A 20,620-nucleotide genomic window follows, 5' to 3' on the forward strand; every position below is an offset into this window, starting at 1 on the left:
GTTGAAGAAATAATACGGCAGCTTTGGTAAATTTTTTGTCGATTGCGGCACGACTAATCTCGATGTCTTGATTCACGGCGCACTTCGTGCTCAATTCTTGAAGACTAGAGTCTATCAGATTTCCATGAATCCCGAAGAGTAAAGATAAAAAGTCATTGGCATCGAATTTTCGTTTCCGCTGTACAAAACCTGTCTCCTTCGCCATCTGATCGATTTTAGCCGGCTCTAGAAACGTAAATAATTGGTCGAGGAAATCGAATTTCGCTCGGGCTAACATATAAAAAAACTCCTCTCGTAGGCGGTAATATTCCTTACCATTTTTCGAGAGAAGTTAGTCATTTTCTTAAGTTGACATCTATGGGAAGGTAAGCCGCGGCAGCCCACATTCCATACGGTCATGCCGGGTCTTACCTATTCCTGCCGGAAGCGCCAATCGCGCTTCCTTTCCCCATAGGAGTGGAGGATGAACGTTTCCGTCCTCCATCAATCAAATGGCCGATGATTCCACCTTTTCACGGGATCATCGGCCATTTCTATGCAAATTCTTATTGTTCGCGAAGGAAAAGGGAGGTGGATTTCCGGTGTTTGATCCGGAAATCCACCTCCCTTCATTCATTTTAATCGAGAGACGTCCTCACTTTTGAGTCAGCCCCGTTTTTTGAGTAGGTGTCAGCTTGAAAAAGCGGCTTCTTCTTCCGGCGTTTCTTGTTGTTGCTGATCCGGATTTTGAATTCGCCCGGTCACTTCCGTCAATAGGCGACGGGGGAGGAATTTAGCGAATGTAACCATCGCCCGGTTACTCGCTCCAGGTACGACCACACGTTTCCCTTTGAGGGTGCCGCGGTAGCCGGCGAAGGCAACAAGATGCGACGGCATACTTTTGAACGGTAACGTAATCTGGGCGCGATCAAAGAAGTTCGTATCGGTTGGTCCGGGGCAGAGACATGTGACCGTGACACCAGAACCATCCAGTTCCGAAGCAAGCGCTTCTGAAAATGACAAGACATAGGCTTTTGTCGCGTAATAGACACTCATGTAAGGACCTGGCATGAAGGCAGCGACAGAAGCGACGTTCAAGATGCGACCAAACCCACGATCAATCATGCCCGGGACTAACCGCTTCGTCAGTTCCGTCAAGGCGACGACGTTGACGTGAATCGAATTGATGTCTTCCGATGGATCAATTTCCGCAAAACGACCTGACGTCGCAAATCCAGCATTGTTGAATAATAAATCAATTGTCAGTTCATGTTCTTCCAGGTAACTGAGGACTCGTGAGACACTGTCCGGTTGTGAGAGATCTGCCGCAAACGTATACGCTTTGATTTGATAGCGTTTTTCAAGGACATGTTTTAATTCTGTTAATTTTTTTTCGTTTCGGGCGATCAAGACACAATCAAAACCATCGCGTGCCGCCAAGACCGCCAAGTCAAGACCGATTCCACCTGAAGCACCTGTAATCAAAGCTGTTTTTCGTAACATATTAAATCCTCCATTCGATTGATAACTGATTCTCTAATCTGTATCTTTCCCTATTGTTCCCTTGATTCCTGCTCGATAAGCATCTCCTTTTGGAAGTCATGTCATTCACTGTATGATAAGGTCAGTGAAACAATCACAGAAAGTGAGGGGAACAGCTTGAGAAAAAATGTCACGATTGCCTTATTATTAGCTACGTTTTTAGCAGCCATTGAAGGAACGATCGTCGCGACGGCGACACCTGTCATGGCAAGTGAACTAAATGGAGCAAAACTCGTCAGTTGGATTTTCGCCGGATTTTTACTGTTCATGGCGGTCTCGACCCCGATTTATGGGAAGATGGCCGATTTATACGGCAGAAAACGAGTCTTGCTGTTTGGAATTGGCGTTTTTACAGTCGCATCGCTCGCGTGTGGTCTGGCCCAGACGATGGAAACCTTGATTCTATTCCGCGCCGCGCAAGGGATCGGAGCCGGTGCTGTCTTGCCGATTGCGATGACGATCATCGGAGATTTGTATACATACGAAGAACGGGGGAAAATCCAAGGAATCTTAAGTGCGGTTTGGGGAATTTCCGGTGTCGCAGGTCCACTGGTCGGTGGTTTTTTAGTCGAGACATTATCCTGGCGCTATATTTTTTTACTGAACGTGCCGTTCGCCCTGATTTCATTTGTCATGATTGTGGTCTTTTATAAAGAAACGGTCACGGAAACGTCGCGAAAGATCGATTATCGGGGAGCCGTCTTGTTTGCGACCGGTATGAGTGCCCTGTTGTATGGATTATTATCCGGTAGTGAATCGGAAAACTTTTTCCGCCCCCTCATTTTAATCAGTTTTGCCGTAAGTGCCGGACTTCTATTTTGGTTTTACCGGGTTGAAAAAAAGGCGACGGATCCCTTGCTGCCACCAGCCGTCATTCGCCATCCGGTGATTCTGGTCATCAATTTGGCAGTGTTCTTTTCCGCTTGGGTTCTCGTATCGATGTCAGCGTACATTCCGATTTTTGCTCAAGGGGTGTTAGGAAAAAGTCCAACCGAAGCAGGATTCATGTTGATGCCGTTATCCTTATTCTGGACGATTACGGCCATCATCGGCGGACGGACGATTGGGATCGCCTCACCACGTTACCGGACGATGACCGGAATGGGCTTGTTGGTCATCGGGATGCTGATTCTAATCTCAATCAGTCGAGAGTCGAGTGATGTGTTCATTTATCTGGCAGTTTCCCTGATCGGCATTGGATTTGGTTTGGCACAACCGGTCTTCATGGTCGTCTTGCAGACATCAGTCGATTGGTCACTTCGCGGATCTGCGACTGCCGTCAACTCCTTTTTGAGTACGACGGGTCAAACCCTTGGCGTTGCCTTGTTTGGTACGTTGTTTAACCTCTCGATCATCCAGGCTTTTTCCGATTCACCACTCTTGGCAGGATATGCAATCGATCCCTTTTTCCAGTCCGGAACAGCGGGTAAGTACGGAACGGATGTTCAGGTGGCAGCAGAACAGGCGTTAGCAAACGGATTACACCTCGTGTTCATCGGAGGACTCGTCTGCGCGGTTCTTGCCTTTTTGATGACGTTCCGGCTGCCGAAAGTGCGTCCGGAAGATCCGACCAATTAAAAACACCAACGAGATGTCCTTTTTTAAAAGGGCGTCTCGCTGGCGTGAGTCTGTTCATTCAGAAGTCGTGGCAGCGTTTTGTTTGGCAAATTGTTCGCGGATGTCTTGTTCATTTCGACGGAGGAATAACCCGATGCCAATCAGTAATAAAGAAGCACCGGTGATTTGGACCCAGGTCAACGATTCTTGGAACAGGAAATACCCGAAAATCATCCCCCAGACGGCTTCACCGAGAATCGTGATGCTGACGATGCTGGCACTGACCCGTGATAACGCCCAGTTGAACAGGTTATGGCCAAGTAACGTCGGAAAGACGGCCAGCAAAATATAAATACGCCAATCGATTTGGAACGCAGCGACCAAATTGACGGATTGAATGAGCGAGAACAGTAACAGGACGACTGAAGCGACGGCGTAGACACCAAACGAATATGTATTGGTCGAGACACTTGTCCGGACGTGTTGTCCAAGCAACCAGTAACCGGCGACAAGGATCGTCGCAAGTAACGCCAGTCCATCTCCAATCAAGGCCCGAGGACCAACTGCGATATCACCATAGGCGACAAGTCCACCACCTAGTAGGGCGACACCTACAAAAAATAGAGCCTTCCGCGAAGGATGTTGTTTGAAGAAAATCGCGTTGCCGATTAAGACAAAAATCGGGCTGGCGGTCACGAAGAGCGTCGAGCTGGCAACTGTCGTATAATCAAGGGACAGAAACCAGAGCCAAAAGTGACCCGCTAAGAGAATTCCGCTTAAAATCATATGCCGGATCGTCGTTGAACTGAGGCTCAGTAATTCTTTTAAGTGGATCAACGGTAACAGGAGTAATGTCGAAAACAACATCCTGAAAAAAGCGACGGCTTCAATCGGCGTTTCGGCCCACTTGACGAAAATGGCCGATGTTGAGATAAAAAAGAGTGCCATGAATAAAGTGAAATAGGGCATGAGAACCTCCACGTGTCTGAAGTAAGGGAATGAGGGTGAAACCATGCAATTAATCATTGCGGAAAAACCAAAACAAGCTGAAAAACTCGCAGTACCATATCCATCCGTCAAACGGGACGGATACATCGAAATCAAGCCGTGCGAACGTTTTCCGGCGGGGGCAAAACTCGCATATGCCGTCGGACACTTGTGCGAATTACAAGAGCCGGCGCATTATGACGCCAAATGGAAACGGTGGAACTACGATCATCTCCCGATCATTCCGGAACGGTTTGATTACCGGTTGTCCCGTGGAAAAAGTAAGGCGTTTCAAGTCATCAAAAAATTACTGAATGAACGAACGACAACTTCCATCATTATAGCATCGGATGCCGAACGAGAGGGAGAGGCAATTGTCCGATTGATTCTCCGGCTTGCGAATAACGCCAAACCGATTCAACGCCTTTGGATTTCCAGTCTGACACCGCAAGCCGTCGATCATGGTTTTGCGAATTTACTAGACGGAAAAGAAACAGAAAACTTATTCCATGAAGCGATGAGCCGTGCCTGTGCCGACTGGTTGATCGGGATGAATGCGTCGCGTGCCTATACGACGCTTCTGAAGAAAAAAGGGATTGCCGATGTTTTTTCTTTAGGACGCGTCCAGACGCCGACCTTAGCATTGATCGTCGAGCGGGAAAAACAGATTGAAAGCTTCCGACCGGAAACCTTTTTTGAAGTCGAAGCGGATTTCACGCGTTACAAAGGGAAGTACATCAATGTTAAAAAGCAGACAAAGATTACAGACCGCGAGTTGGCAGAGAACATCGTAGCACGGACAAAGGGAACGGCAGTCGTCGCGACGATTGATAAAACGGAACAAGTGGAAAAACCGCCGTTTTGGTTCAGTTTATCGCTGTTGCAAACAGAAGCCAGCCGACGTTTTGGCTTAGGAGCGAAAGAGACACTCGATATCGCACAAAAACTCTATATTCGAGGGTGGATCAGCTATCCGCGAACCGATTCATCATTTGTCTCAAAAGACGAAGCGAGTCAATTTAAGGCGATTTTAAAACGCCTGCTCAAGCAACCGGAATATACAGAATTGACGGATATCGTGACGCAAAACATCGTGAACAACAAACGGTATGTCAATTCAGCGAAGGTCAGTGATCACTACGCAATCATCCCGACGGAAGAAGCGGGCGCAGTTGCCAAGTTATCGGGACGTGATGCACAAGTCTATGACTTGATTGTCCGGCGATTTTTAGCAGCATTTGCACCAGATGCCCGTTCTGAGAAAACGGAGATCATCACGGAACGGGAACAGGACCGGTTCATCACAAAAGGCAGCCGGTCGCTTGAACTCGGATTCAAACAAGTCTTGAAAATCGAAGCAAAAGAGCTGGATTTACCGTCAGTCGAAATCGGGCAACAGATGCCGATCAAAAGTGCCAAACTGTTAGAAAAACAAACGGAACCACCAAAACGCTACACGGAAGGAACGTTGATTCTTGGCATGAAGACGGCCGGGAAAGTTCTCGAAAACGAACTCCAAGCCATCATGAAGGAAATCGAAGGACTCGGAACGGAAGCGACACGAGCTGGCATCATTGATGGATTGAAGCGCCGCGATTACATTCAGGTCAAGAAAAAAGAAATCCATCCGACGGCAAAAGGACGGGTTTTGATTGAAGCCGTCAGCGGAAGTATCCTTGCGTCCCCGGAGATGACGGCAAAATGGGAAAGTCGACTCGACCAAATCGGCAAAGGCGAGGCCTCCGCCGCCCAGTTCGTCGAACAAGCGAAAAAATTATCGCAACACCTGGTCCAAGACGCGAAAACACGTGTCGAGCAGCTCGAAGTCGACCCGAGTCAAGTCCCAGCCAAACGCGCACGGGGCGCGACGAATCGTCCGGTCGGCATCTGTCCCGTCTGTCAGGCGGAACTGCTTGATCGTGGGAAATTTTACGGCTGTAGTGCCTATCAGAAAAACAACTGTGGATTTACGTTACCGAAGACGATTCTTGGGGCTCGTCTGACACAAACAGAATTAAAAAAGGTATTGGCCAATGAGAAAACAAAACCACTTGAGATGAAAAAGAACGGACGGACGTTCCGAGCGATGTTATATCTGGAACAGAATCAGCTGAAGTTCGAGTTCGTGAAGGGAGAAGCTTAATGTATTACGATTTGATGGAAAATAAAACGTTTATCCCGATGTTTGAACGCTTTTTGAAGGAAGGGACACGACTGACCGTCTGGTTTCCGAACGACGTGACGGTCGGACCGGCGGATGAGTTGATCGGAGAAGCCGAAGAATTGTTTGGGGTGACGGCGGAAGTCATCGATGATCCGCAATCGTATGGAAAAACGTTGTTATTACCTTACTTGACGGAAGGTGAGACACGAGATGATGATTTTGTGCGCTATGAAACAGTTATGACGGAAGAAGTCAAAGCCATTTTACGGGAGCTGACGTTGCCGATGATGACTGAAGGTGATTTTGCCGTTCTCTATTCCTATCAGATTGATATGCCGAATGGTTCGTTGTTTGTCGAAGATTGGTTTAATGCGGAAGTTTCATTGGAAAACTGACAATAAACGGGAACCTGAGCTGTTTGATTTGCGTAAGTAAGTTAATCAAATCAAACAGGAGGGAACTCGAATGAGGGAATTTGGAATCCATACACTTGCATCATTAACAACTGAAATCGACGACATGACCTTCGAAGAAGGCGGAGATAGTTTTTTTACCGGAATGCCGGTTTTCATGGTTATCTTCTTTGTTCTTATTATTTCTGTCATTGTCATTTCACTGATTTCAGCCGCCTCTAAAGGGATTTCGACGAACGGAATCACCCAAAAACTCCGACATCATGCATCACAGCTCGTGACACCATCTGAATCAGGAGCACAAGACTACTTGACATACATGCGCTCCTTGTCGGTGTTTCCGATCGATAAGACGAATTTGGAGCCGGTTCGACTGGCGAAAGGAATTTTGGCACTGATTCAACAGACGGATCTAATCGAAGAAATAACAAAACAAGACATTCTGGCGCAATATACACGGCTAGGTCTGCTTGAAGGCGATCCATTAGCAGATGAGCAGACGGTCCGTCGTCATTCGAGCGTACACCACGATCAGCATCAGATACATATGAATCAGCATCACACGGATCATCCAAATTCCAATCATTCGAATTTTTAAATCGTAGTCCACTCCGTTCATCGGAGTGGGCTTTCTATATGAAATCCACTCATTAGAGAAACAAAACACCGCTTTTCTGACATCTGTTTGTAACATACAACCGTTTAGATTAAAGTTAGATTAAAAGCGGTCTTTTTTGAGCATATTTAGTGGAATTCAATAAAAAAGCTTTAAAATAGAGTATTAGAAACGAAAAAATTGTGTGTTAAGGACACGATAGAGGGGGATCAATAGATGAAATCATGGCTTAATCGTACGATTGGACGCCAAATTATGTTCGCCTTCTATATGATTATTCTGACACTCGTGCTGACCTCAGCCGGAGTTTATTTTTATACGAAAAACCAAGTGCAGAATTCGCGTCAGGAACTGTTGACGTTGAACGATCATCGAACACGAGCGACGAACTTATATGAATCCTGGCAGATTCTCCAATATGAAATGCGTGGATTCGTTCTGTTAGGTGATGAGGCGATGCTTAAAGAAATCGAACGAAAAAAAGACGCCATCAATCGCCAGACGACATGGTTCGAGAAAAATGCGCGTTTTAAGGAAGAAGAACAATATGCGACGGATGCGCGAGCACTTTATAGTGCTTACACGGAACGCGTCATGCCTAGCCTGACGAATTATGTCGCGGCTAAAAAAGACGGTGACATCACAGAACCGTTCTTACAGATGGCGACGCTTGGAAAAGTCACACAAGCCCCAATGCTTGATCCGGACCGGAAGTTCAACATCCAAACGAAAAGTGCAACGGATATGAGCTCGAGCATCGTTGATATGGAAACGGTCTTTACGGAGTATCGTAACTCGCTGAATCAGCAAGAGTTGGCGGCACAAGAAAAACTGGGGAAACAAGTGAATGCTTCACAAATTCTTGGATTCATCAATTTAGCTGTTCTTGTCCTCATCATTGCGTTACTAGTTCGTCCGTTTGTTGCGAGACTGACCCGTCAATTACGTCAGTTGAATCGAGAGAGTAGCCGCTTGGCACAAGGCGAAGATGCGACGCCGATTGAAGTCTTGCATGCAGAAGATGAGATTGGTGAACTGACGACGACCTTTAACCAAATGGCGTCGGCGATTTCCGCACAGAAGATGCAACTCGTCTCAAGTAATGACGAACTGCAAAGCCAACAAGAAGAACTGGTCGCACAACAAGAAGAATTGCAAACCCAACAAGAAGAACTGGAAGAAGCTCTCGATATCACGTTACGAAATGAAACGCATTTACGTTACCGGAACGAATTGACGGAAACCCTCGCGTCACGCGAGACATTGACGGCCTATCCGGCCATCATCGAGAAGTTGATCACGATCACGGATGCCGAGTTAGGGGCAATCGTCTTCCTCGAAGAAGACCGCTATACGGATATCGTCTCTTACGGGATGACCGTCGATCAGGAACGTAAACTCTTGACGTCCTCGATGTCTTTGCTCGAGCGGGCACGGATGCATAAGCGGGCTGTCCGATCGACGAAACAGGTCACAAGTAATCATCCGCTGCCGTATCCGTACAGCATGTATGAAACGGTGGTTCCGGTCATGGACCCGGCAACGAATACGATGATTGCGAGTATCTATCTCGTTCGTTATCGTGATCAATTTAATGATGACCAGACCGACGAAATCTGGTCGTTCTCGCGTCAATTGGCATTATCCTTATTACGGATGCGTGTCTTTGACGAAATCGAACGTGAACGTGAGAAAACCTCGAAGCTGTTGCACTCGATCCGTGAAGCGGTCATTTATATCGAAGGCGGAAAAATCTTTGCCAATAAACCGTTGTTGGCGTTGTTCCACCACCCGGCACATGATCAGTTCAACGACGACGGTTTGATGACGCTTGATGTCAAAATCGAAGAGTTGGCCGTCCAAGTCGACCAACATGAAGCGTTTTTGGATTATATGGATCGTGTGTGCAGTCATGAGATACCGACTGAAGGATTGTCGTTATCACTCAATAAAGAAGAACGGTTCGTCCAGGTCTATGCGGAAGGCATTCATTACGGTGGTCGATTCCGCGGAACGATGCTCGTCTTACGGGATGTGACGATAGAGACGGGAATCGATCGGATGAAGTCAGAATTCGTATCGACGGTCTCCCATGAACTGCGGACACCACTCGCCTCGATCTTTGGCTACACGGAATTGATGCTTGCGAAAGATTTGCCGGCGGATCGACAACAACGTTACTTGACGACGATTCATACCGAGACACAACGTCTGACGAGTCTCGTTAATGATTTCCTCGACGTTCAGCGGATGGAATCGAGCCAACAGCAGTATCATTTCAAGGCGCTTGACCTTGCGACCTTGATTCAGGAAGTGGCTGAATTCCAAGCCGGTTCAGCGACGCATCACGAGTTGAGTCTCGAGACGGGCGATGCACCGGTGCGACGGGTCGAAGCGGACGAAGCGAAGATGCGACAACTGTTTGGAAATCTAATCAACAACGCCATCAAGTATTCACCGGATGGCGGACAAGTTGAGTTAAGACTTGAAGAATTAGACGATCGGTTACGCATTACGGTTACGGACGAAGGTATCGGCATTCCGCGTCAAGCGTTACCGGAACTGTTCGGCAAGTTTTACCGGGTCGATAATTCCGACAGCCGGAAAATCGGCGGGACTGGTCTTGGCTTGGCGATTTGTCAAGAAATCGTCCGGGCGCATGAAGGGTTGATTCACGTGGAATCGACGGAAGGAACGGGTTCGGTCTTTACTGTCGAACTGCCATTCGTTCAAGAAGATGTATTGCTTCAAGAAATCATTGAGGCACCAACCGCTTCCGACAGCCATCTTCGTAAACGATAAATAGTGTTCCAAGTGTTGATGCGTACAGCAAAGACAGTGGGTTCCCCGGAACCCGCTGTCTTTTGTTTTGGACAACGAAAGTGGATTGTAACGCGATTGAAACGGGAAAATGATTCATAAGAACTCACTTACTCTGATCAGAAAAGGGGCTGTTTTCGATGAACCTTGTCCGTCCTCCTTGTTAAGTCGGGTTGCGTCGGAATATCCGGATTCTTTACCTGATTCGTTTTGCGACAGCTTGTATTCCGGCCTATGTCATCGAGCGATTGTTTTGGGAGCAACGCGGGATGACGATTCAAGATGTCATCTATGCGGAAATCGTCTTTGCGTTGACGCTGGTCGTGTTGGAAATTCCGTTTGGTCTGATGGTCGACCGGTTTGGTCGTAAGATGGGGATGATCATCGGCACATCGTTTGAGTGCCTCTCGTTTCTTGTTCTGCTTCATGCCTTTAGTCTGTCGTCCTTTTTATTCGCGATGGTACTTGCGGGAATCGGAACAGCTGCCATCAGCGGGACGGAAGACGCGTTGTTGTACGAGTCGATGCAACAGACCGGAGCAGGCGATCGGTTCGAGCAGACGGTCGGGCAAATGAACGCGGTTGGTCTCGGGACGGCAGGCGGGGCCGCTCTGATGGGGGCGTGGCTCGCGCAATCGTTTGATTTGATTACCCATTATTATATTTCCTTCTGTTTTTTAGTCTGTGCGGTGTTGGCGAGTTGTCTTTTGTCGGACACACACAGTGCACGGCCATCGACCGAACGAACGAATGATAGTGGATGGAACCGTCTATTGAAAATCCCGTCGTTTCTCCGCATCGTCTCGTTCACAGTCATGTTTGGTACGACGATCACCTTTTTGGATGAGTTTTGGCAACTGTATGTCCGGGATCAGGGGATTGCAGTTTCATGGTTTGGTATCATTCTGATCAGCTTAATGATGGCTCAGGGTATCGGTAATCTGTTGCCGAAACCAACACGTCCGTCTACCGTTCTTTGTTATCTGTTACTGCTGTATATGAGTGGAATCATTCTGCTCGCCGTAATGGACGGCAGCTGGTCGGTGTTGGTGCTAATCGGTATTTTTTTGATATATGGGTGGTCGGAGCCTGTTTTGACGACGTTGTTGCAGGACTGTTTGCCGGATGAACGTCGGGCGACCGGAAGTTCGGCGGTCTCGTTCGCCGAGAGTCTCGCGACGATGGCGGTGGGCCTCGGTTTCGGTCACATCAGCCAGGCGATCGGATTAAACGGGGCGTATTTTTACCTCGGTCTGACCGGTCTGTTGCTGGGACTTGGAATGATGTTTGTCTTGCGGATAAGGGGTTGATAATCCAATTCGGATTTTAGAAGGCTTACTTTTTCCTGAAAGAGTTGCGTGTAGCGAGTAATTCTTGTTGAACAAAATGGGGCTGATTCAAAAAAGTATTACTCGTCTTTTCACGCCCTTTCCTCAGGCGAGACACAAGCCAGTTTTCCTGCCTCATTCAGGCAGAAAATCGGGTCTTGTTTGTCTCTGACAGCGCAAAATGCGCTTTTTCCTGTAGGAGTTGCGTGAAGCGAGTAATTCTTTTTTTACGAGATGAGGGTGGCAGACTTATAATCTGCCACCCTCAATCTGTATAGAGATTGACTTTTAAGTCAGCCCAATTTTCATGGATCGTATTCAAAACATGGATTAATTACGAAACGTGGCGTTCCGCGGAGGCGGGGACGCACTGTTGAAGCCGCCGTGCCGCAGGAAGCATTAACAGCGCGATGACGGCGGCAAGCCAGTACACGATTTCGATGTTCAAGCGGTCCGCAAGCAGACCAAACAGTAAACTGCCGAGACAAAAACTGAGGGTATAGACGGTTTGCTGCATGCTGTACACATAAGGTAACCGGGCGATGGGTGTAGCTTCCTGCAACCGCGTGTTCATGTCAATGGCCCGTAATTGACTGGCTGCTCCTTGTACGATACAGGCAACGATGGCAAACACGACATGCGGTGCCGAAGCGAAGAGGATCGTCGCACCAATCGATAACACGACACTGCTCAGCAACAAAGGTGTCCGCTTCATGCGACGGAGCATATAGTAACTGCCGCCGATCATGCTGAGCAGGTAAAAGGCATTGAGAATGCCCCACCAGCTGCCGGATAATGCGAGATGCGTATCGATATAAACAAGAAACAACGCTGAGATCCAGGCGGTGCTCGCAAACGCATCGATGCCAAGTAACGTCGTATTGAGACGGGCAGCCGGATGCGTGCGGGTATATCGAAAACTGGATTGGAATGTCGGCGATTCGTCCGAATCTTCGACCGGATCAGCCAGTTGACGCACTTGACGATGAAACAACGTTGTCCAAAGGGTCGCTCCGATAAACAAGCCGAAGGAAATCATCAAAACAAGATGCGGCGAACCAACACTGACGAAAATGGCTCCAAGCGGCCACATCACGAGTTGGACGACTTGATTGGTTCCTTGGACCAAACTGTTTGCTTTTTGTAAATCATCGGTGATCCGAGGCAGGAAGGCACTCTCGATGGGACGTGCAAAACCATCGAGGAACGCAATCCAAACGACGCACACGAGAAGAGAAGCAAGGGGAAGATCGAGAAAAACGATCAGTCCCAGTGTGACGGTTTTAATAAGTTGGCTAAACAACAGCAAGGATGCATGTCGAAAACGTCGTGCAAGAGAAGCAAAGAAAAATCCGCTCATGGTCATGCCTGCTGTCACGGCAATCGGAAACAAGGCAGCTGTACTGGCTTGACCCGTTTGTTGGTAAAGGGTAGCGATGAGCGCGACGATGTAGAGCGCATCTCCCGCATTCGCTACCCACTGGCTGACCAGTAAAGTTGTAAATCGGTTCATCTAAAAAACCTCCACATCGTTCGTATTTAGTTGGTGGATGGATCAATAGATGGATTTACATCGGTCGCCCTCATTTTGTTTTTTTTTGATTGTATAAGGAAGATAATGGATTGTCAACGTTATCATTGATGCTATCGGGGTTTTAGACCGGTCGTTGTTTTTTCAACGCCCGCATATTGAGCAAAACGAACAAAGTCATGAAACCAGTCAAAACGATTAAATCAATCCAAATATCCGTGAAACCAGCGCCTCGGATCATGATGTTTTGCAAGGCGTCTGCGGCGTAGGTCAACGGCATCAAACGATTGATGACTTCCACCCAAGTCGGAGCATCGGTCAAATCAAAAAGTCCACTGAAAAAAATCTGCGGAACGATGGCGAGCGGGATGAACTGAATCAGTTGAAATTCCGTCCGGGAAAAACTCGACAACAGTAAACCGAGTGATAAGGCAACGCTGGCCGTCAAAAGATTTACGAACAAGAGCAGGAAATAGTTTCCTTCCTGCGTCACGTTCAGAACGTTGACGATAAACAATTGAATGAGGATCGTCTGAATGGTCACGAACAAGAAAAATCCGACGAAATAACCGAAGACGATGCTCGACCGTTTAAGGGGAGTCGCAAGCGTTCGTTCAAGTGTTCCGCTGGAGCGTTCCCGCAAAAAGCTGACACCGGCAATGATAAAGACAAACAAGAAGATGAAGAATCCCATCAAGGCGGGCGCGATTTGATCAAACAATTCCGCATCCGGACTACCGTACAAAAACTGGATGTCCGGTTTAGCGGTCGGAGGCACGACAGGGGACGGAGCGTCGAACGTCTGGTTCGTCAACTCGGTGAGTCGCTGTTGCAACTGCTTGACGGTCTCCGAAAGTTTTGTGTTCGTCGCGGTTGCCTGTTGTCCCTGAATCGTGATCAACGTCTCTTGAATGACTTGGAGTGCCGCGGCATTTTTCGAGACATCGCCACCTTCTATCAAAATCTCCGGTTGACCATTCTGATAGGTGATCAAGGCTTCAATCCGTTGATCATTGATCGCGTCCATGCCTTCGGCTTCCGTTTTAAAAGACTGTGTCTCGGTTTTGGAAGCTAATGTGTCTGCAAAGGCAGACGGTACATCAACCGTTCCGATTGTCACGTCGTCGGAACTCGATCCGAGAATCGTCGACAGTAAAAAGAGGACGAACAACGGAGCAAGGAACATCATCGCAATCGTTCGTTTGTCCCGAAAAATTTGGGAGATGACACGTTCAGCTACCGTCAGAATTTGCATCATACTCGCTCCTTTTGAATGAAAGCTTCATCGATGGAACCAAAACGTTGAATCAAGTCATCGGGGGTCCCGGCTTCGATTAGACGACCATGTTGGATCAATAATAACCGATCGCAACGCTCCGCTTCATCCATGACATGTGTCGTGACGAGTACCGTTACACCGGACTGGCGCAGTTGTTCAAACTCATGCCAAAATGTTTTCTTAAGCGCGGGATCAATCCCGACCGTCGGTTCATCGAGCAACAGAAGACTCGGTTCGTGGATCAAGGCGATGGCCAGACTGAGCCGCCGTTTCATTCCACCGGAAAATTGATGGATCGGACGATCGGCATCTTTCTTCAAATCGACGAATTCAAGGACGGTTTCGATGCGCGCTCGAAGACGTGCTTTTTTTAAACCGTATAGTTTTCCGAAATACCGCAGATTTCCGCGCGCCGTTAAGTCTTCGTAAAGCGCATCCGACTGCGCCATGTAGCCGATATTCTCCGCTTGGGCGAGCGAGGGTTGTTTTGTGCCGAGAACCATGATCGTCCCGGTCGTTGGTTGTTGCAGACCAATCAACGACTTGATTAAAGTCGTTTTTCCGGAACCGCTCGGACCAATTAAACCGACAATTTCACCTTGACCAATTGAAAACTGGACATCGCTCAAAACCGTGCGTTTCCCGAACGTTTGGGAGTAATGGGTTACGTCAATCATACGATCACATCCCTTCTACTTCTTTATACCCGCTTCGACACCCGATGATGAATCTTCCGCATGTTTTTTTCCTGAACGTGGACGGTCCCACAGTAAACGCAACGTTACATAAAAATAGACGGCAGAGATGATGTAAAACAGACTGCCGATCGTTAAAAAATCAATCAGATAACCGGCAGCGATGATTCCAAGTGCCGACCATAAGGATGTCTTGAAATGATAGCGGCCGATTGTCCGGCCAATCGTCATCAAGGCAAGTTCCTGCCGGGCCAGGATTGTTTTTTCCGTGTTCTTTTGCAGCGCACCAAGTATCCCCATGATGATTTGAATCAGGTAGACGTGGCTGATGGACGTCACAATCGGTACGTACAATAAAACCAGTGCCATGCCAAACGTGTGGGTGACAAGCAACGACCGGTCTCCGAACCGGTCACTCAGACGACCGATTCCGAGGTAAGCGAACGCTGAAGTCAGTGTGAAGAGACCGTAGGCAAGACCAAACTGAGCATAGGAATCGCCAATTTGCCGGACAAGCAATAAATAAAACGGAAAAATGATACTGCTGCTCATTAAAATCATGCTTTGAATACGAACAAAAAGTGAATAGTTCATCATCGTCTCCTTACTTAAAATAGTCGAGATAAAATTGGTTCATGAAAAGGCCATCAGGATCCTGCTGTTGTTTGGCTTCTTTAAAAGTAGCAGCATTCGGATACGCGTCATGGAACTGCTTGCGTGTTGCGAACGGATAGTACGGCAGGTAGTAACTGCCCTGATGTGCGAGTGTCGCATCAATCAACTTTTGGACAATCCGTTTCGTTTCGTTGATCGATACCGGATCCGTTTCCGTATTGATCAGCCAGACGAGGGCAAACATATCCTGTTTCGCATAGGACAAGGCAGCTGTTTCATCCTGCTCAACATACCGGATCGTGATATTCAAGACATTCAGTTCCTCGGCTGTCAAAATCGACCGCAATTGATCGATGTAGGAAACAAACGAATCAACCGGCACGAAGTATTCCTGGAGTAATTCGGTTCGACCCGGACTCGTATATTCCATAAACGCACTGTCGGAACGCATGACATTGTTACGGGATTCGAACGTTCCGCTCTGCTTCAGGAAATACGATTTTTGAAATGACCAGAGCTGATTTTTTCCGAAGTCGCTGTACCGGGAGATGCCGAGTAAAGCTTTCGGCAAAGCGATGATGGTTTCTTGCTTGAGCGGTTCCTCTTCAATCGGAGTTGTCCGCTCTGTTTTACGATAGTTCGTGACATACATGTCTTTGAAAAATCCGTCCGGCGCGACAGAAATACGTCCGATGTGCATACGGACGTCATCGTCACCGAGGACATGTTGCCGGAAATAAGCCGGATAATCCTGATAATTCAAGGCGACCGTCTGCTCGGCGTACCATTCATCGTTTGTCAGTTTCAAAGTAACGTCCAAAATGATACCGAAGAGACCATATCCGCCGGGGACCAGGCGGAATAAATCCGCATGTTGCGTCCGGCTGACGTTGACGACGGAACCATCCGCTTGCAACAGCCGAAACGAATCGACCGTATCAAGCAGGGAACCGTAACGGATATCCCGGCCGTGGACATTGACGCTGAGTGCGCCGCCGACTGTAAAGATATTTTGCGATTGCATGACTTGAATCGCCAGTCCATCCGGCTGAATCCGGTCTTGAATTTCAGCCCAGGTGATGCCGCTTTGGACGGTGATCCGTTTCGTTCCGGGAGTATAATCTAGAATCTGATCGTACTTGGTCATATCAAGGACTGTCGTGTCCGGCAGGTATGTCTGCCCGCCTTGACTGTGTTGCATACCGGCAATCGACACCGTCTCCTGGCGTTGTTTTGCTTGCTCAATCCAGGACTTCAGGTCATCCGTCGAAGTTGCCGACCGAATCTGTTTGACACGGGTCGGGAGTAAGTTTGACTGATCGGAACTGGTCAGGACAGGGTGTTGATAAGACCAAATGGAAAAATTAAAAACCGCCATATAAAGAACAATGACGGCACCAATGATTATTCGCTTCATACATCCTCCTAGGATTTGATTGAAATGTCGACCGGATCAAACGGGTGAGACAAATGGGCTGTCGCTGCTTCCGCTTCAGCGAGGGATGGAGTTGAACTACTTATTTGTTGGCGGCGCAAGCGGTAAGCACGCTCGAGGCGGCTGGTCAGTAAATTGGCAAAGAACACGAGCAAAGCTAAAGCAATCGCCGGAACTAAAAACAGATGGTTGATCCACGAAACGGCTGAGAATTGCAGGAAATAGTAGCCGAACTGGGACTCCCATTCAAAAATGATTGGGGCCGCGCCACCTTCGAATAAGACGAGTGTTCCGCCAAAAAACAAGCCGAACAACGAGAGGTGGATCAGGACCATTAAGGTCTGAACGAACTGTTGCATGAAGACAATCGTTAACGTCGGCAACAGATGCGGCCAAATATGTACCCGAAACTGATGTCCAGGACGTCCGCCGAGTGTGCGGGCGACAAGCATAAATTCTTGTGCAAGCAACTGCCGGGTCTCACCGATTAAGTACAGAACGAGTGCCGGTAAACCGAGTACCGTCAAGACACTGACTTCGAGGAAAACACGCGAGAACGCGGACGGAATCGAGGCGGAATCAATAAATAGGAAAGCCGGCATTGAACTACCTCCACCTACGCTTCGCTAAGAGGTGGAGGATGCCATAGCATAATTGCACTATGGCTTCGCCCTGAACGTTTAGAAGTGGGAGTATTCTCGTCTAATTTTGATAAAACAAGCAGTATCGAAAAATCCTGATTGATTAAGATAAAACGAAACAGTCCCTGGACGTTAAAAGTATACTCGATGACGACCAGACTCGAAAGAATCGTAATGATGTTTGTCCGGAAAAACAGATAAAAACGATAAAACAGATTCGGCATCAAATGTTGCCAAAACAGACGGGATGATTGGATGCCCTTGGCACGGGCCAGCTCCAGGTAGCTAGCGCTCTGTTCTTCCTGAATCCGGCCGGTCAACCATTTGATGAAGAAAAAGACGGTCGTCAAGGATAATGTCAAAATCGGCAGGAACCGGATCGAATCGCTAAATCCCCCAGCAACCTCGATTTGATCAAATCCGGTCGTCTTGAATAAAATGACGATGATGAATTGTGAAAAAATGATCCAAAATAAATCAGGAATCATTTCCAGGAGTCGGGCAGTTTGCGTCAAGACGGAACGGATTTTTGCTCCGGCCCGGTAAAATAAAAACGCATAAAGTAAAGCCGCAATCGATGAACAAAGCAGAGCGCTGCTGAAGATGACGAGCGTCTCCTGAATGAACGGCTGAAGATCCGGAAGTAACAGTCTGTTTTCTCCGGCCGTTGCATTGTAATACGTTAATGGATGTGAAGACGTCAACAGACTGAGCTGTTGTTGCACTGCGTTGAAATACTTCGGGAAATCCGGTCGCATCTGAACAATCAGATGTGGTAAAGCACTGATGACGACCAGAACAAAGAAGGCGAACACGAGTTGAGTGGTTTTACGGATGAGAAATGACGGCATATTGTCCCTCCTGCAAGTACGGTTTAACCGATAGCTTGAATATGATCATTACCAATTTGAATCAATTGGCTATTTCGGTGTTTTCGACGTGTGACGTACCGTTCGAATTGACCGGTTGGAATATAAGTGTCCCGCGTCGACAGGGTCGATAACGTCAACAGGATTTGTTTCAGTTGAGGCTGCCCTTCCTGAAGCTTTAAATGGGTCATCCGGTTGTTTGTGTCGAGATGGTTTAAAAACAGTTCAACTTTACAGCCTTCTTTAATCAGCTCACTTGCGAGAAACGCTGTCTGATCAATGAACGTCTCAAAGTTCGTATGCAGTCCGTAACCGCTTGGTCCGGACAGATTCAAGGCGAGGCTGAACGTATCCTGATTGCTCGTCTCAAAGACCTTGGTCTGCAGACGGCCGGTCTTGGCTGTCGCATACCAGTCGATTTCTTTCGACGGCTCAGCCGTATACGGTTTTGCCCCCAGTTGAACGAGCTTATTTTTCAGTGGAGAGTACCGGTCGGCACGATCCCCGATCCGAAGCCGATGCAACAGGAGTGGTGTCGCCTGTGCCGTCAGCGAAGGTAAGACCGTGAAATGAGGAAATGCATCAAAGGTAAACAGATACACGCCCATCCGCCAAGGCAGCCGGATGGTCAGGGTGAGTTCGTCAAAATGCGCCGGTCCCCGCCGCATCGCCTGAATCGGGATTTCAATTTGTTCGTCCGATCCGATGACGGCATGATACGTATGCGGGTGGAGCGGATCCATGTCAGGGAAAATGAGACCGTTATCCGTGTGCAGCCGAAGGGTGGTCTTCAGTCCTAATTTTTCAAGGGCTTCAAGACCGAACAGCTGTAAACGCAACGCAGTCGACTCCTGATTAAACATCAGCGGTTCGTAATGTTTCCATTCCAAGGCAACGTCGCGCTTCAATTGTTTTTCAGTCTGCCCGACAACGTAGTGAACGGTGGCGATTGCTGCGAATAAAAAACCGAGTAAGAACAATCCCGGGATGAATAAGAAAACGAACGTCAAAATGACATAAACGGAAAAGAGCCGGCGTTCGAGCCAAAATGGAACCGAACGTTCGATGTGCATGACATCACCCCATTTCAACCGGGACCGGAATGTCATCAAGCAGATGCAGTAATAAATCGGCTTTCGTCGTTTTGATGCCACCTTCAAGCGTTAACGTTAAACGATGGGACAAGACATGTTTCGCCAAGTATTTTATGTCTTCCGGAATGATGAAATCGCGTCCGTTGAGGAAGGCATAACTTTGTGATGCCCGAAGTAAAGCAATCGCACCACGGGGACTGACGCCGACTTCGACGAGAGCATGGTGACGGGTTGCCCGGACGATCGACAGTAAATAATCGAGTACATCCTGAGACGCATGAACGCGCCGTGCTTCTTCCTGCCATGTAATCAAGTCGCCGCCTGTCGCGATACCGATGGCTTGTTTCCGGACGTTCGCCAATACTTCGTTCAACAGTTGGCGTTCATGTTCAAGATCCGGATAGCCGACTTCAATCGCCACCATAAAGCGGTCGAGCTGGGCATCCGGAAGCGGGAAGGTTCCAGCAGATTCAATCGGATTCTGCGTGGCAATGACAAAAAACGGAGCCGGCATCTGATACGTTGTCCCGCCGATTGAGACTTGGCGTTCTTCCATCGCTTCAAGCAAAGCAGACTGGGTACGTGGGACAGCCCGGTTGATTTCGTCAATCAGGACGACATTCGCAAACAGAGGACCACGTTTGTTCTCAAATTCCTGTGTTTTCATGTTAAAGAAGTCGGAACCGATGACGTCAGACGGGAGAAGATCCGCCGTGAACTGAATCCGGGAAAAGGCACTGTCGAAACTGTTGGCAAGGGCTTTAGCGAGCATCGTCTTCCCAGTACCCGGTACATCTTCAAGTAGGATGTGACCTTCGGCAATCAATGCCGTCAAACATAAATCGATGACATCAGACTTTCCGAGATAAATCGTATTGAGCTGGTCTTTTAATTGTTGTAGTTTCAATATGTACGCCTCCGTCTAGTGGAATGAACTTCAAACAGCCATTTTGAAAAGGATTTAAGAAATAAAACAACTTAAGGAAAAAATATCCAATAATATTAACTGAATTTTAGCACAAATAGAAAACAAGAAGAAACTATTTTCTGATTCA

17 protein-coding genes and 1 pseudogene are annotated in these 20,620 nt (G+C 47.9%); 6 read left to right on the plus strand and 12 right to left on the minus strand.

Annotated elements, in window-relative coordinates; translation table 11 throughout:
• Both BLD48_RS01310 and BLD48_RS01315 read right to left on the minus strand, forming a co-directional pair.
• Positions 1 to 277, minus strand: a pseudogene (locus BLD48_RS01310) (hypothetical protein); the annotation flags it as partial.
• 392 nt (positions 278 to 669) lie between these two features.
• A complete protein-coding gene (locus BLD48_RS01315; protein WP_071498634.1) occupies positions 670 to 1,482 on the minus strand; it encodes an SDR family NAD(P)-dependent oxidoreductase in 813 nt (270 codons plus the stop codon).
• A gap of 156 nt (positions 1,483 to 1,638) precedes the next feature.
• Between BLD48_RS01315 and BLD48_RS01320 the strand changes: the two genes are divergently transcribed.
• Complete coding sequence (locus BLD48_RS01320; RefSeq protein WP_071498635.1) at positions 1,639 to 3,099, plus strand: MDR family MFS transporter; 1,461 nt, start codon at positions 1,639 to 1,641, stop codon at positions 3,097 to 3,099.
• Between the two features lie 54 nt (positions 3,100 to 3,153).
• Here the strand turns inward: BLD48_RS01320 and BLD48_RS01325 are convergent, their stop codons facing one another.
• The gene (locus BLD48_RS01325) at positions 3,154 to 4,026 is read right to left on the minus strand and encodes a DMT family transporter (protein WP_236629900.1); all 873 of its coding nucleotides are present in this window, start codon (positions 4,024 to 4,026) and stop codon (positions 3,154 to 3,156) included.
• Between the two features lie 64 nt (positions 4,027 to 4,090).
• On the opposite strand from BLD48_RS01325, the gene BLD48_RS01330 reads away from it, so the two are divergent.
• From BLD48_RS01330 to BLD48_RS01350, 5 genes are all read left to right on the plus strand, one after another.
• Positions 4,091 to 6,208: a DNA topoisomerase III gene (locus BLD48_RS01330; protein ID WP_071498637.1), complete on the plus strand. Its 2,118-nt coding sequence runs from the start codon at positions 4,091 to 4,093 to the stop codon at positions 6,206 to 6,208.
• The gene (locus tag BLD48_RS01335; RefSeq protein WP_071498638.1) at positions 6,208 to 6,624 is read left to right on the plus strand and encodes a hypothetical protein; all 417 of its coding nucleotides are present in this window, start codon (positions 6,208 to 6,210) and stop codon (positions 6,622 to 6,624) included. Before BLD48_RS01330 ends, BLD48_RS01335 begins: the two co-directional genes overlap by 1 nt.
• A 70-nt stretch (positions 6,625 to 6,694) precedes the next feature.
• Entirely contained in the window at positions 6,695 to 7,240 is a 546-nt protein-coding gene (locus tag BLD48_RS01340) for a hypothetical protein (RefSeq protein ID WP_071498639.1), read from the plus strand.
• A gap of 234 nt (positions 7,241 to 7,474) precedes the next feature.
• A complete protein-coding gene (locus tag BLD48_RS01345; RefSeq protein WP_071498640.1) occupies positions 7,475 to 10,060 on the plus strand; it encodes a HAMP domain-containing sensor histidine kinase in 2,586 nt (861 codons plus the stop codon).
• 191 nt (positions 10,061 to 10,251) lie between these two features.
• Positions 10,252 to 11,388 carry an MFS transporter gene (locus BLD48_RS01350; protein WP_236629901.1) on the plus strand — a complete coding sequence of 379 codons (1,137 nt, stop codon included), beginning with the start codon at positions 10,252 to 10,254 and terminating at the stop codon, positions 11,386 to 11,388.
• Between the two features lie 352 nt (positions 11,389 to 11,740).
• On the opposite strand, the gene BLD48_RS01355 is transcribed toward BLD48_RS01350, so the two are convergent.
• From BLD48_RS01355 to BLD48_RS01395, 9 genes are all read right to left on the minus strand, one after another.
• On the minus strand, positions 11,741 to 12,919 hold the full coding sequence (locus BLD48_RS01355; RefSeq protein ID WP_071498641.1) for an MFS transporter: 1,179 nt from the start codon (positions 12,917 to 12,919) through the stop codon (positions 11,741 to 11,743).
• 142 nt (positions 12,920 to 13,061) lie between these two features.
• Positions 13,062 to 14,192, minus strand: a complete 1,131-nt coding sequence (locus BLD48_RS01360) for an ABC transporter permease (protein ID WP_071498642.1) — start codon at positions 14,190 to 14,192, stop codon at positions 13,062 to 13,064.
• Positions 14,192 to 14,893, minus strand: coding sequence for an ABC transporter ATP-binding protein (locus tag BLD48_RS01365; RefSeq protein WP_071498643.1), 702 nt, complete (start codon positions 14,891 to 14,893; stop codon positions 14,192 to 14,194). The genes BLD48_RS01360 and BLD48_RS01365 overlap by 1 nt, the downstream gene beginning before the upstream one ends.
• Before the next feature lie 15 nt (positions 14,894 to 14,908).
• Entirely contained in the window at positions 14,909 to 15,505 is a 597-nt protein-coding gene (locus tag BLD48_RS01370; RefSeq protein WP_071498644.1) for an MFS transporter, read from the minus strand.
• A gap of 10 nt (positions 15,506 to 15,515) precedes the next feature.
• The gene (locus BLD48_RS01375; RefSeq protein WP_071498645.1) at positions 15,516 to 16,943 is read right to left on the minus strand and encodes an FAD-binding oxidoreductase; all 1,428 of its coding nucleotides are present in this window, start codon (positions 16,941 to 16,943) and stop codon (positions 15,516 to 15,518) included.
• 8 nt (positions 16,944 to 16,951) lie between these two features.
• Entirely contained in the window at positions 16,952 to 17,563 is a 612-nt protein-coding gene (locus tag BLD48_RS01380; protein ID WP_236629902.1) for an ABC transporter permease subunit, read from the minus strand.
• Positions 17,564 to 17,577: 14 nt separating this feature from the next.
• Positions 17,578 to 18,453: an ABC transporter permease subunit gene (locus BLD48_RS16150; RefSeq protein WP_236629903.1), complete on the minus strand. Its 876-nt coding sequence runs from the start codon at positions 18,451 to 18,453 to the stop codon at positions 17,578 to 17,580.
• Between the two features lie 23 nt (positions 18,454 to 18,476).
• Complete coding sequence (locus BLD48_RS01390) at positions 18,477 to 19,625, minus strand: DUF58 domain-containing protein (RefSeq protein ID WP_236629904.1); 1,149 nt, start codon at positions 19,623 to 19,625, stop codon at positions 18,477 to 18,479.
• Positions 19,549 to 20,472 carry an AAA family ATPase gene (locus BLD48_RS01395; protein WP_071498647.1) on the minus strand — a complete coding sequence of 308 codons (924 nt, stop codon included), beginning with the start codon at positions 20,470 to 20,472 and terminating at the stop codon, positions 19,549 to 19,551. The genes BLD48_RS01390 and BLD48_RS01395 overlap by 77 nt, the downstream gene beginning before the upstream one ends.
• Positions 20,473 to 20,620 lie beyond the last annotated feature (148 nt).

Source organism: Exiguobacterium sp. KRL4 (assembly GCF_001870785.1).
GTDB lineage: Bacteria > Bacillota > Bacilli > Exiguobacteriales > Exiguobacteriaceae > Exiguobacterium_A.

Bases quoted from the DNA above. Each gene is read 5' to 3' on its own strand.
- BLD48_RS01315 (WP_071498634.1), bottom strand. From the start codon at position 1,482: ATGTTACGAAAAACAGCTTTGATTACAGGTGCTTCAGGTGGAATCGGT.
- BLD48_RS01325 (WP_236629900.1), bottom strand. From the start codon at position 4,026: ATGGCACTCTTTTTTATCTCAACATCGGCCATTTTCGTCAAGTGGGCC.
- BLD48_RS01330 (WP_071498637.1), top strand. From the start codon at position 4,091: ATGCAATTAATCATTGCGGAAAAACCAAAACAAGCTGAAAAACTCGCA.
- BLD48_RS01335 (WP_071498638.1), top strand. From the start codon at position 6,208: ATGTATTACGATTTGATGGAAAATAAAACGTTTATCCCGATGTTTGAA.
- BLD48_RS01340 (WP_071498639.1), top strand. From the start codon at position 6,695: ATGAGGGAATTTGGAATCCATACACTTGCATCATTAACAACTGAAATC.
- BLD48_RS01345 (WP_071498640.1), top strand. From the start codon at position 7,475: ATGAAATCATGGCTTAATCGTACGATTGGACGCCAAATTATGTTCGCC.
- BLD48_RS01355 (WP_071498641.1), bottom strand. From the start codon at position 12,919: ATGAACCGATTTACAACTTTACTGGTCAGCCAGTGGGTAGCGAATGCG.
- BLD48_RS01360 (WP_071498642.1), bottom strand. From the start codon at position 14,192: ATGCAAATTCTGACGGTAGCTGAACGTGTCATCTCCCAAATTTTTCGG.
- BLD48_RS01365 (WP_071498643.1), bottom strand. From the start codon at position 14,893: ATGATTGACGTAACCCATTACTCCCAAACGTTCGGGAAACGCACGGTT.
- BLD48_RS01370 (WP_071498644.1), bottom strand. From the start codon at position 15,505: ATGAACTATTCACTTTTTGTTCGTATTCAAAGCATGATTTTAATGAGC.
- BLD48_RS01375 (WP_071498645.1), bottom strand. From the start codon at position 16,943: ATGAAGCGAATAATCATTGGTGCCGTCATTGTTCTTTATATGGCGGTT.
- BLD48_RS01380 (WP_236629902.1), bottom strand. From the start codon at position 17,563: ATGCCGGCTTTCCTATTTATTGATTCCGCCTCGATTCCGTCCGCGTTC.
- BLD48_RS16150 (WP_236629903.1), bottom strand. From the start codon at position 18,453: ATGCCGTCATTTCTCATCCGTAAAACCACTCAACTCGTGTTCGCCTTC.